The sequence below is a fragment of the Streptomyces sp. MS191 genome (assembly GCF_008042125.1).
Lineage (GTDB): Bacteria > Actinomycetota > Actinomycetes > Streptomycetales > Streptomycetaceae > Streptomyces.
This window is the reverse complement of record NZ_RDBI01000040.1, coordinates 2,344,558-2,355,613: the sequence shown is the minus strand read 5'-3', so window position 1 is coordinate 2,355,613 and position 11,056 is coordinate 2,344,558. Positions and strand designations below refer to the sequence as shown.

Below are 11,056 nucleotides of genomic sequence, written 5' to 3'. Positions count from 1 at the left end.
CTGCAGGGCCTTGGTGGACGCGGAGACCTGGGTGAGTATGTCGATGCAGTAGACGTCCTCGTCGACCATCCGCTGCAGGCCGCGGATCTGGCCCTCGATCCGGCGCAGCCGCTTGAGGTGCTCGTCCTTCTGCTTGTGGTAGCCGTGCACGCCGTGGTCGTGGTCCGCCGGCTCGGAGGTCTCGGGGGTGACCTCGGCCGCCTCGGTGGTCGTCATCGCGTCCTCCCGTTGTCCAGAAAGGGTGTGTATACCCCTCGTGGGTATATGGTACCGATCCCCGCCGGTCCGGGCGGGGGCCCCGGGCCACGGGCAAATGGTCCGGACGTGTCATGCGCGGTACGTGGCGCGGTCCCTACGCTGGGAGACCGACGCCGGCAGGAAGAGGTGAATGCGCGTGGCCCCGCCCAGTACCGCGATCGTGCCCCTGGACCAGGAGTGCGTCGCCCTCGCCGAGATCGAGCTGTGCGGCGAGCTGATCATCGCGGCGTCGGCGGCCGAGGGGGAGCGCCTCAGTCCGGACCGGATCGACGAGGTGCTGAGGGTCGCGGGCGCAGCGGCCGGTGGGGTCGACGGGGAGTGCTGACCGGACCGGGCCGGGTCGGTCCGGCGTCTGGTTCCGGCCAGGCGCGCGATCCTCCGGTCCCGGCCCGTCGGGTCTCCCGCCGGGGTCCGCGGGTCAGGTGCGGAGCATCCGGGCGATGGCCTTGGTGGCCTCCTCGACCTTCGCCTCGATCTCTGCAGGGCCTTGGTGGACGCGGAGACCTGGGTGAGTATGTCGATGCAGTAGACGTCCTCGTCGACCATCCGCTGCAGGCCGCGGATCTGGCCCTCGATCCGGCGCAGCCGCTTGAGGTGCTCGTCCTTCTGCTTGTGGTAGCCGTGCACGCCGTGGTCGTGGTCCGCCGGCTCGGAGGTCTCGGGGGTGACCTCGGCCGCCTCGGTGGTCGTCATCGCGTCCTCCCGTTGTCCAGAAAGGGTGTGTATACCCCTCGTGGGTATATGGTACCGATCCCCGCCGGTCCGGGCGGGGGCCCGTGCAGATCACTGTGCCTGATGGGCGACACTGAAGGGACGCCGGTTAGCCGTGGCCGGATGATGCGCCTAGCATCAGCCTGACCGAAACCCAGCACCCCGAGGACCCCACGTGCGATTTCGTCTGACCCCCAGGGAGACGAGCTTCTACGACATGTTCGCCGCGTCCGCGGACAACATCGTCACGGGCTCGAAGCTCCTGATGGAACTGCTCGGAGCGGACACCTCCGCCCGGGCCGAGATCGCGGAGCGGATGCGGGCAGCGGAACACGCCGGTGACGACGCGACCCACGCCATCTTCCACCAGCTGAACTCCTCTTTCATCACGCCGTTCGACCGCGAGGACATCTACAACCTCGCGTCGTCCCTCGACGACATCATGGACTTCATGGAGGAGGCCGTCGACCTGGTCGTCCTCTACAACGTGGAGGAGCTTCCGAAGGGCGTCGAGCAGCAGATCGAGGTGCTGGCCCGCGCCGCGGAGCTGACCGCCGAGGCGATGCCGAACCTGCGGACGATGGCCAACCTCACGGAGTACTGGATCGAGGTCAACCGGCTCGAGAACCAGGCCGACCAGATCCACCGCAAGCTGCTCGCCCACCTCTTCAACGGCAAGTACGACGCCATCGAGGTGCTGAAGCTCAAGCAGATCGTGGATGTGCTGGAGGAGGCGGCCGACGCTTTCGAGCACGTGGCGAACACGGTGGAGACCATCGCGGTCAAGGAGTCCTGAGGCTTCGTGGACACCTTTGCGCTGATCGTGACCATCGGTGTCGCGCTCGGCTTCACGTATACGAACGGCTTCCACGACTCGGCCAACGCCATCGCGACCTCGGTCTCCACGCGGGCGCTGACCCCGCGGGCGGCGCTGGCGATGGCGGCGGTGATGAACCTCGCCGGTGCCTTCATGGGCAGCGGGGTCGCCAAGACCGTCAGTGAGGGTCTGATCGCGACGCCCACCGGCGACAAGGGGATGGGCATCCTCTTCGCCGCTCTCGTGGGCGCGATCATCTGGAACCTGGTCACCTGGTACTTCGGACTGCCGTCCTCCTCCTCCCACGCCCTGTTCGGCGGCATGGTGGGCGCGGCGCTGGCGGGCGGCACGGAGGTGATCTGGTCGGGTGTGCTCGACAAGGTCGTGATCCCGATGTTCGTCTCGCCGGTGGTCGGCCTCGTGGTCGGTTACCTGGTCATGTGCGCGATCATGTGGATGTTCCGCAAGTCGAACCCGCACAAGGCGAAGCGCGGTTTCCGCATCGCCCAGACCGTGTCGGCGGCCGGCATGGCGCTCGGTCACGGTCTGCAGGACGCGCAGAAGACGATGGGCATCGTCGTGATGGCCCTGGTCATCGCCGACGTGCAGCAGTCGGGCGACGACATCCCGGTGTGGGTCAAGATCGCGTGTGCCGTGATGCTCTCGCTGGGTACGTACGCGGGTGGCTGGCGGATCATGCGGACGCTCGGTCGGAAGATCATCGAGCTGGACCCGCCGCAGGGTTTCGCGGCGGAGACGACGGGTGCGTCGATCATGTTCGGCTCGGCCTTCCTCTTCCACGCGCCGATCTCGACGACGCACGTCATCACCTCGGCGATCATGGGTGTCGGCGCGACGAAGCGCGTGAACGCGGTGCGCTGGGGTGTCGCGAAGAACATCGTCCTCGGCTGGTTCATCACGATGCCGGCCGCCGCGCTGGTCGCGGCGGCGAGCTACTACGTGGTGGCGCTGATCTTCGGTTAGACACCGTTCTCGGCCGGACACCGCGGTACGACGCAAACGGGCCCGGCTCCCCTGTGGGGGAGCCGGGCCCTTCGTCGTGCGGTGGCACCGCCATGCAGCACCGCAGGACGGTCCTGGGGGAGCGGCCTAGCCGAAGCGGCCCGAGATGTAGTCCTCGGTGGCCTGGACGCTCGGGTTGGAGAAGATGCGCTCGGTGTCGTCCAGCTCGATGAGCTTGCCCGGCTGGCCCACGGCCGCCAGGTTGAAGAAGGCCGTACGGTCGGAGACGCGTGCCGCCTGCTGCATGTTGTGCGTCACGATGACGATCGTGAAGCGCTCCTTGAGCTCGCCGATCAGGTCCTCGATGGCGAGGGTGGAGATCGGGTCCAGGGCGGAGCAGGGCTCGTCCATCAGCAGGACGTCGGGCTCGACGGCGATGGCGCGGGCGATGCACAGACGCTGCTGCTGGCCGCCGGAGAGGCCGGAGCCGGGCTTGTTCAGCCGGTCCTTGACCTCGTTCCAGAGGTTGGCGCCCTTGAGGGAGCGCTCGACGATGTCGCTGAGCTGGGACTTCCGGTACTTGCCGTTGAGCCGCAGGCCCGCCGCCACGTTGTCGAAGATCGACATGGTGGGGAAGGGGTTGGGGCGCTGGAAGACCATGCCGACCGTGCGGCGCACGGCGACGGGGTCGACGTGGGAGCCGTACAGGTTCTCGTCGTCCAGCATCACCTTGCCCTCGACGCGGCCGCCGGGGGTGACCTCGTGCATGCGGTTCAGGGTGCGCAGGAAGGTGGACTTGCCGCAGCCGGAGGGGCCGATGAAGGCCGTCACCGAGCGGGGCTCGACGGTCATGGAGATGTCGTCGATCGCCTTGTGGGCGCCGTAGTAGGCGGAGAGGCCGCTGACGTCGATTCGCTTGGCCATATCAATTCACTTCCAGAGGTGACCGCGGTCAGCGGCCGGTCTTCGGGGCCTTCCAGCGGGCGATGCCGCGGGCCACCAGGTTGAGGATCATGACGAAGGCGATCAGGACGAGCGCGGCGGCCCAGGCGCGGGCCACGGCGGCGTCGGTGCCGACCGCGTACTGCTCGTACACGTAGAGCGGCAGGGAGGACTGGGCGCCTTCGAAGGGGTTCGGGTTGATGAGCTTCGTACCGAACACGAGGAGCAGCACGGGGGCCGTCTCACCGGTGATGCGGGCGACCGCGAGCATGACGCCCGTGGTGATGCCGCCGATCGCGGTGGGCAGGACCACCTTCAGGATCGTGCGCCACTTCGGGATGCCGAGGGCGAGGGAGGCCTCGCGGAGCTCGTTGGGGACGAGCTTGAGCATCTCCTCGGTGGAGCGGACCACGACCGGCATCATCAGGATGGCGAGGGCCATCGCGCCGGCGAATCCGGAGGGCCCGAAGCCCAGCATCAGATTCCAGGTGGCGAGGATGAACAGGCCCGCGACGATCGAGGGGATGCCGGTCATCACGTCGACGAAGAAGGTGACGGCCTGGGCGAGTCTGCCGCCGCCGTACTCGACGAGGTAGACCGCGGTGAGCAGGCCGATCGGCGCGGCGATCAGGGTGGCGATGCCCACCTGCTCGATGGTGCCGAGGAGCGCGTGGTAGACGCCGCCGCCGGCCTCGGCGTCGAGGACGCCGTTCATCGAGTGGGAGAGGAAGTATCCGTCGAGGACTTCCAGGCCCTTGCTGATGGTGACCCAGGCGAGGGAGAGCAGCGGGATGACGGCGAGGACGAAGCAGACCCAGACGAGGCTGGTCGCGACGCGGTCCTTGGCCTGGCGGCTGCCCTCGACCCGTGCGGTGATCGCGTAGGTGGCGAGGACGAAGAGCAGGGCGGCGACGAGGCCCCACTGGACGCGGCTGTGCCAGCCGGCGGCGAGTCCGATGCCGACGGCGGCGGCGATCGAGCCGACGGCGATCGCGGCGGGCGTCCAGCGCGGGACGCGGGCGTGCTTGAGCGGGTCGTGACGCACGGTGGTGGTGGTCACCGGCGGACGGTCCTGTATGGCGTGCTGGCTCATGCGGCTGCCCCCGAGTACTCCTTGCGGCGCGCGATGATCCACCGGGCGGCGCCGTTGACCAGCAGGGTGATGGCGAAGAGGACGAGGCCGGAGGCGATCAGGGCGTCCCGTCCGAACTCGTTGGCCTCGTTGAACTTCGCCGCGATGTTCTGGGCGAAGGTGCCGCCACCCGGGTCGAGCAGGTGGCCGGAGATGACGAAGCTGGGGGAGAGCACGACGGCGACGGCCATGGTCTCGCCGAGCGCGCGGCCCAGGCCCAGCATCGAGGCGGAGATGATGCCCGAGCGGCCGAAGGGGAGGACCGACATGCGGATGACCTCCCAGCGCGTGGCGCCGAGGGCGAGGGCGGCCTCTTCGTGCATCTTCGGGACCTGGAGGAAGACCTCGCGGGTCACGTTGGTGATGATCGGCAGGATCATGATCGCCAGCAGGATGCCCACGGTGAAGAGGTTGCGGGCGACGCCGTCGCTGGACTTGTCGAAGATGTAGGTCCAGCCCAGGTACTCGTCGAGCCACTGGTTCAGGCCGCCGAGGTAGGGGACGAGGAAGATCGCGCCCCACAGGCCGTAGATGATGCTGGGCACGGCGGCGAGCAGGTCGACCACGTACGCGAGCGGCTTGGCCAGCCGGCGCGGCGCGTAGTGCGAGATGAACAGCGCGATGCCGATCGCGACCGGCACGGCGATGAGCATCGCGATGACCGACGAGACGACCGTGCCGAAGGCGAGGACGGCGATGCCGAAGACGGGCGGCTGGCCGGCCGGGTTCCACTCGGAGGTGGTGAGGAAGTTCGAGGAGTCCTCGGAGATCGCGAGGACGGCGCGGTAGGTGAGGAAGACCGCGATCGCGGCCATGATCACCAGCAGGGTGATGCCGGATCCGCGGGAGAGACCGAGGAAGATCCGGTCTCCGGGGCGGGTCGCGCTCTTGGCGCGCCGGCTCTTTCGTATGGGTGGTGTGGTCGTCGTAACCATCGGTCTCTCCGGTCTGCGGGGCCGGTACGTGTGTATCGGCACCTGGCGGCGGTGCACCGGATGCCGGGTGCGGCCCGTCGGTGGGGCGTGACGGGCCGGACCCGGCCGGGGATCAGGACAGGGTGGGGACGATCGTGCGGACCTTGGCCGCGATCTCGGCCGGGAGCGGGGCGTAGCCGGCCTCGGAGAGGACCTTCTGGCCCTCCTCGCTGGCGGTGTAGTTGAGGAAGGCCTTCAGGGTCGCGAGGGTCTCGGCCTTGTTGCCCTTGTCGCAGGCGATCTCGTAGGTGACGAGGATCAGCGGGTAGGCGCCGTCGGCCTTGGTGGCGTAGTCCAGGGACAGGGCCAGGTCGCTGCCGGTGCCCTTGACCTTGGCGGCGGCGATGGCCTTGGAGGCGTTCTCCGTGGTGGCCTCGACCGGGGCGGCGGCACCGGTGTTCACCTTGACCGTGGAGATCTTGTTGGCGTTGGCGTAGGAGAGCTCGAAGTAGCCGATGGAGCCCTCGGCGTCCTTCACCGCGGTGGCGACACCGGACGAGCCGTTGGCGGCCTGGCCACCGGGGGCCGGCCACGACTTCGACTTCGGGTCGTACTTCCAGTCGGCCGCGGCGGCGGTCGAGAGGTACTTGCCCAGGTTCTGGGTGGTGCCCGACTCGTCGGAGCGGTGGAAGGCCTGGATGGTGGTGTCGGGCAGCTTGACGCCCGGGTTGAGCTTGGCGATCGCCTCGTCGTTCCACTTCGTGATCTTCGTGTCGAAGATCTTGGCGATCGTGGAGGCGTCGAGGACGAGGTTGTCCACGCCGTTCAGCTTGTAGCCGATGGCGATGGGGCCGCCGACCATGGGCAGGTTGACGCCCTTGCCGCTCTTGCAGATCTTCTGCGACTCGGCGACCTCTTCGTCCTTCAGGGCGGAGTCGGAGCCGGCGAGGGCGACCTGGCCCTGGTTGAACTTGGTGATGCCGCCGCCGGAGCCGATGGCCTGGTAGTTGACCTCGACGCCGGAGCAGGCCGCCTGGAAGTTCTTGACCCACAGGTCCATGGCGTTCTTCTGCGCGCTGGAACCGGCGGCGAGCAGCTGGCCCTTGGCGCCGTCGCACTTGATGTTCGAGGCGGCGGCGGAGGTCTTGTCGCCGTTCGGGGTGGTGCCGCTGTTGTTGTCCGACCCACACGCCGTGAGGACCAGGGCGCCGGAGACGGCGAGGGCACCGATCGCGGTGGCGCGAAGCCCGTTCTTGCGCGAAAGCTTCACTTTCGGGTGTTCCTTCCAGAAGCCGCCTGCCGCGGCCGACTGGAAGTACGACCCGAAGTCGAAGTCGTGGCCGGCCCCCGGTGGCCAGGCCGCCAACGGCTCGTCCGGTGTCGCCACCGCGGTGAAGGACGCCGAGGGCTCCATCGGCTACTTCGAGCTCTCCTACGCCAACGCCAACAAGATCTCCACGGTCAAGGTGAACACCCGTGCCGGGGCCGTCAGGGCAGGGACGTGGTGTCCAGGAGGGCGTCGAGCAGCTCGCGGTCCCGCGGCTGGGTCAGGCGGCCGCGGGCCTGGGCCGGGGCGAGCCACAGCAGCCGGTCGACCTCGTCGCTGGGGCTGAAGGTGCCGCCGACGGCCTCGGCCGACCAGTAGGAGACCTCCTTCGGCCGGCCGTTCGCCAGGTAGCGGCTCGTCGGGAGTCGGGCGCCCAGGACGCACTCCTGGCCCGTCTCCTCCCGGACCTCGCGCACCGCGCACGCGCGCAGGGTCTCGTCGTGCTTCAGCTTGCCCTTGGGCAGTGACCAGTCGTCGTACTTCGGCCGGTGGACCAGGGCGATCTCGATGCCCGGGCCCCGGTCCTCCGGGGCCCGGCGCCACAGGACGCAGCCGGCCGCGAGGATCACGGGACCGCCGCCGTCGTCCGCTGCCAGGCGTGCTGGAAGGCGAAGCGGGCCGCCTCGACCTCGTGGCGCTGGTCGGCGTGCAGGACACCCAGGGCGTACGCGGTCGCCGGGGCGATCCGCGGGGTGCGGGCCGCGGTGGCCGCCGCGGCCGCCGCCTCGGAGGCGTCGCGGTGCCGGTCGAGGGCGCGTCCGGCCTCGTAGAGCGAGGGGTCGGGCGCGGTGCCGCGGTGGAGGACCTCGCAGGCGTAGCGGTGCAGTCGGAGCAGCAGCCGGGTCTGGTGCCAGGGGGCGTCCTGGGCCTCGCCGGCCGCCAGGGCGAGCGCGTCGGCGTTGTACGGGTGGGCCGCGCGGGCCAGCGGGAGGCCGGCCACGGCGTCCAGGAGCCGGCGCTCGACGGTCTCGGCGGGTGTGTCGAGGACCTCGACCGCGGGGGCGGAGCCGACGGGGCCCAGCGGCACCTCGGAGGCGAGGAGGGCGACGGTGTCCGCGAGGGCGTGGAAGCGGGAGGAGCCGAGGGACTGGAGGGCGGCCGAGTGGGCGCGGGTGCGGGCCAGGGTCAGCTGGCGCTCCAGGAGGGCGCCCGCCCGGGCCGCGCCGACGGTGAGGCCGGCCCGGTCGGTGCCCCGGGCGGCGGGCACCGGCCCGCCGCCGCTCGACAGGCGGGACAGCGCGTCCACCAGCCGGACCAGCCGGGAGGTGCAGGCGTGCTCCAGGGCCAGCGTCCCGGAGAGCCAGGTCAGCTCGGTGCGGAGCTGGTCGGCCCAGGCGGCGTCGAGCAGCGGCCGGAAGGTGTGCAGGGTCCCGCCGATGCGGCGCGCGGCGCCTCTCAGCGCCCGGGCCGCCTCGGCGGAGCCGGCCGTGTCGGCGCCGCTCTCGGCGTGCAGGCGCAGGCCGCGCAGGAAGTCGCCGGCCCGGGCCTGGAGGTAGGGGGTGAGGACGTCGCCCGCCGTCGCTCCGGCGGGGACGTCGTGGTCAGGGTTGTGCACGCCGGCGCCTCCGCGCGTCGATGAGCATCTCCTGGACGTGTCGCAGCGGTTGGCCCTCCGGGTCGGTCGCGTGACGCGTCCAGTTCCCGTCCGGGCCCAGGTGCCAGGAGGAGGTGGTGTCGGACATCCCGGTCTCCAGGAGCCGGGTCAGGGCCGCCCGGTGGGCGGGGTCGGAGACCCGGACGAGGGCCTCGATCCGCCGGTCCAGGTTGCGGTGCATCATGTCGGCGCTGCCGAGCCAGACCTCGGGCTCGCCGCCGTTGCCGAAGGCGAAGACCCGGGAGTGCTCGAGGAAGCGGCCGAGGACGGAGCGGACCCGGATGTTCTCGGAGAGGCCGGCGACCCCGGGCCGTACCGCGCAGATGCCGCGGACCCAGATGTCGACCGGGACGCCGGCCTGCGCGGCGCGGTAGCAGGCGTCGATGACGGCCTCGTCGACCATCGAGTTGACCTTGATCCGGACGTAGGCGGGGCGCCCGGCGCGGTGGTGGGCGACCTCCTTGTTGATCCGGGCGACCAGCCCGTCCCGCAGCGACTTGGGGGCGGTGAGGAGGCGGCGGTAGGTCTCGCGCCGGGAGTAGCCGGAGAGCCGGTTGAAGAGGTCGGAGAGGTCGGCGCCGACCTGCGGGTCGGCGGTGAGCAGGCCGAGGTCCTCGTAGAGCCGGGCGGTCTTGGGGTGGTAGTTGCCGGTGCCGACGTGGGAGTAGCGGCGCAGCAGCTCGCCCTCCTGGCGGACGACGAGGGAGAGCTTGCAGTGCGTCTTGAGTCCGACGAGGCCGTAGACGACGTGGCAGCCGGCCTCCTCCAGCTTGCGGGCCCACTTGATGTTGGCCTGCTCGTCGAAGCGGGCCTTGATCTCGACGAGGACGAGGACCTGCTTGCCCGCCTCGGCGGCGTCGATGAGCGCGTCGACGATCGGGGACTTGCCGGAGGTCCGGTAGAGCGTCTGCTTGATGGCGAGGACGTCCGGGTCGGCGGCGGCCTGCTCCAGGAAGGCCTGCACGGAGGTGGAGAAGGAGTCGTAGGGGTGGTGCAGCAGCACGTCCCGTTCGCGCAGCGCCATGAAGATGTCGGGCGCGGACGCCGACTCGACCTCGGCGAGGTCCCGGTGGGTGCCGGCGATGAACTTGGGGTACTTCAGCTCGGGCCGGTCCAGGCCCGCGATCCCGAAGAGTCCGGTGAGGTCGAGCGGGCCGGGCAGCGGGTAGACCTCGGCGTCGGAGATCTTCAGCTCGCGGACGAGGAGGTCGAGCACGTACGGGTCGATGGACTCCTCGACCTCCAGGCGGACCGGCGGGCCGAAGCGGCGGCGCAGGAGTTCCTTCTCCAGGGCCTGGAGCAGGTTCTCGGTGTCGTCCTCCTCGACCTCCAGGTCCTCGTTCCTGGTGACCCGGAACATGTGGTGGGCCAGCACCTCCATGCCGGGGAAGAGCTCCTCCAGGTGGGCGGCGATGACGTCCTCCAGCGGGACGTAGCGCTCCGGGGAGGCCTCCAGGAAGCGGGTGAGCAGCGGCGGCACCTTGACGCGGGCGAAGTGGCGGTGGCCGCTGACGGGGTTGCGGACGACGACGGCGAGGTTGAGCGAGAGCCCGGAGATGTACGGGAAGGGGTGCGCGGGGTCGACGGCCAGCGGGGTGAGGACCGGGAAGATCTGCTGGCGGAAGAGGGTGAAGAGGCGCGCCTGTTCCTTCTCGGTGAGCTCGGGCCAGCGGATGAGGTGGATGCCCTCGTCGGCGAGGGCCGGGGCGACGTCCTGCTGGTAGCAGGCGGCGTGCCGGGCCATGAGCTCGCGCGAGCGGGTCCAGATCAGGTCGAGCACCTCGCGGGGCTGCAGGCCGGAGGCGGAGCGGGTGGCCACGCCGGTGGCGATGCGGCGCTTGAGGCCGGCGACGCGGACCATGAAGAACTCGTCGAGGTTCGACGCGAAGATCGCCAGGAAGTTCGCTCGTTCGAGCAGCGGCGTGGTGGGGTCCTCGGCGAGTTCCAGAACGCGTTCGTTGAACGCGAGCCAACTGCGTTCGCGGTCGAGGAATCGACCCTGGGGAAGCTCGCCGGCGGAGCCGTCGTCGTCGTACGCGTCGAGGTCGGAGTCCAGGTCGGGTTCGAGGTCCGACACGGGGCCCGCGTTGACCGTGTGGGGGCGGTGCGCGGCTATGGAACCGATGGACGGCTGCGGGGACGTTCGGCCGTTCTGCGCGGAGGGCGAGGCGGGCGACGTGGCGGAGGACTGGACCGGTACCTCGGCGGGCTGCTGGCTCATGGCCCTATTCTTCCGCGCGAAGGGGTGGTCGGGCGCGTCGGAGCGGGCCGTGGTGGAGGGAAGCCTCCCTTTGGGGAGGGCCTTGCGGGGCGCGGGCACGGCGGGCTTCATTGCGTGAGCGTCGCAAGCGCGTCTGAATGCCCGGTAACGAGGACGTGTCGTGCGGGAATCGGGGGC

11 protein-coding genes and 1 pseudogene are annotated in these 11,056 nt (G+C 70.2%); 3 read left to right on the top strand and 9 right to left on the bottom strand.

Translation table 11 applies throughout. The annotated features are described in order from the left end of the window. The coding region (locus tag EAO71_RS17830; RefSeq protein WP_147979367.1) for a metal-sensitive transcriptional regulator at nucleotides 1–216 on the bottom strand (216 nt) is incomplete at its 3' end. A gap of 172 nt (nucleotides 217–388) precedes the next feature. On the opposite strand from EAO71_RS17830, the gene EAO71_RS17825 reads away from it, so the two are divergent. After that, on the top strand, nucleotides 389–583 hold the full coding sequence (locus tag EAO71_RS17825) for a hypothetical protein (RefSeq protein ID WP_147978627.1): 195 nt from the start codon (nucleotides 389–391) through the stop codon (nucleotides 581–583). A gap of 93 nt (nucleotides 584–676) precedes the next feature. Here EAO71_RS17825 and EAO71_RS17820 read toward each other — a convergent pair. Continuing rightward, nucleotides 677–951: pseudogene (locus EAO71_RS17820) on the bottom strand (metal-sensitive transcriptional regulator). Nucleotides 952–1,144: 193 nt separating this feature from the next. Between EAO71_RS17820 and EAO71_RS17815 the strand changes: the two are divergent. Beyond that, nucleotides 1,145–1,765 (top strand): DUF47 domain-containing protein, encoded by a 621-nt coding sequence (locus EAO71_RS17815; RefSeq protein ID WP_147978626.1) that lies wholly within the window; start codon nucleotides 1,145–1,147, stop codon nucleotides 1,763–1,765. A 6-nt stretch (nucleotides 1,766–1,771) separates the two neighbouring features. Beyond that, on the top strand, nucleotides 1,772–2,770 hold the full coding sequence (locus EAO71_RS17810) for an inorganic phosphate transporter (RefSeq protein WP_147978625.1): 999 nt from the start codon (nucleotides 1,772–1,774) through the stop codon (nucleotides 2,768–2,770). Between the two features lie 126 nt (nucleotides 2,771–2,896). Here the strand turns inward: EAO71_RS17810 and pstB are convergent, their stop codons facing one another. The 7 genes from pstB to EAO71_RS17770 form a co-directional block, all read right to left on the bottom strand. Beyond that, complete coding sequence (gene pstB / locus EAO71_RS17805; protein WP_147978624.1) at nucleotides 2,897–3,673, bottom strand: phosphate ABC transporter ATP-binding protein PstB; 777 nt, start codon at nucleotides 3,671–3,673, stop codon at nucleotides 2,897–2,899. A gap of 28 nt (nucleotides 3,674–3,701) precedes the next feature. Then, entirely contained in the window at nucleotides 3,702–4,784 is a 1,083-nt protein-coding gene (gene pstA, locus EAO71_RS17800; RefSeq protein ID WP_147978623.1) for a phosphate ABC transporter permease PstA, read from the bottom strand. Further along, the gene (gene pstC, locus EAO71_RS17795; RefSeq protein WP_147978622.1) at nucleotides 4,781–5,758 is read right to left on the bottom strand and encodes a phosphate ABC transporter permease subunit PstC; all 978 of its coding nucleotides are present in this window, start codon (nucleotides 5,756–5,758) and stop codon (nucleotides 4,781–4,783) included. Before pstC ends, pstA begins: the two co-directional genes overlap by 4 nt. 112 nt (nucleotides 5,759–5,870) lie before the next feature. Beyond that, nucleotides 5,871–7,007: a phosphate ABC transporter substrate-binding protein PstS gene (gene pstS, locus EAO71_RS17790; protein ID WP_147978621.1), complete on the bottom strand. Its 1,137-nt coding sequence runs from the start codon at nucleotides 7,005–7,007 to the stop codon at nucleotides 5,871–5,873. 218 nt (nucleotides 7,008–7,225) lie between these two features. Further along, nucleotides 7,226–7,633, bottom strand: coding sequence for an NUDIX hydrolase (locus tag EAO71_RS17780; RefSeq protein ID WP_261992173.1), 408 nt, complete (start codon nucleotides 7,631–7,633; stop codon nucleotides 7,226–7,228). Continuing rightward, on the bottom strand, nucleotides 7,630–8,619 hold the full coding sequence (locus tag EAO71_RS17775) for a CHAD domain-containing protein (RefSeq protein ID WP_147978619.1): 990 nt from the start codon (nucleotides 8,617–8,619) through the stop codon (nucleotides 7,630–7,632). The genes EAO71_RS17780 and EAO71_RS17775 overlap by 4 nt, the downstream gene beginning before the upstream one ends. After that, complete coding sequence (locus EAO71_RS17770) at nucleotides 8,606–10,879, bottom strand: RNA degradosome polyphosphate kinase (RefSeq protein ID WP_147978618.1); 2,274 nt, start codon at nucleotides 10,877–10,879, stop codon at nucleotides 8,606–8,608. The genes EAO71_RS17775 and EAO71_RS17770 overlap by 14 nt, the downstream gene beginning before the upstream one ends. Between the last annotated feature and the right edge of the window lie 177 nt (nucleotides 10,880–11,056).

What these genes read in the sequence shown, in the direction of transcription:
- EAO71_RS17770 (WP_147978618.1), bottom strand. Translation starts at nt 10,879, where the DNA reads ATGAGCCAGCAGCCCGCCGAGGTACCGGTCCAGTCCTCCGCCACGTCG.
- pstA (WP_147978623.1), bottom strand. Translation starts at nt 4,784, where the DNA reads ATGAGCCAGCACGCCATACAGGACCGTCCGCCGGTGACCACCACCACC.
- EAO71_RS17825 (WP_147978627.1), top strand. Translation starts at nt 389, where the DNA reads ATGCGCGTGGCCCCGCCCAGTACCGCGATCGTGCCCCTGGACCAGGAG.
- pstC (WP_147978622.1), bottom strand. Translation starts at nt 5,758, where the DNA reads ATGGTTACGACGACCACACCACCCATACGAAAGAGCCGGCGCGCCAAG.
- pstB (WP_147978624.1), bottom strand. Translation starts at nt 3,673, where the DNA reads ATGGCCAAGCGAATCGACGTCAGCGGCCTCTCCGCCTACTACGGCGCC.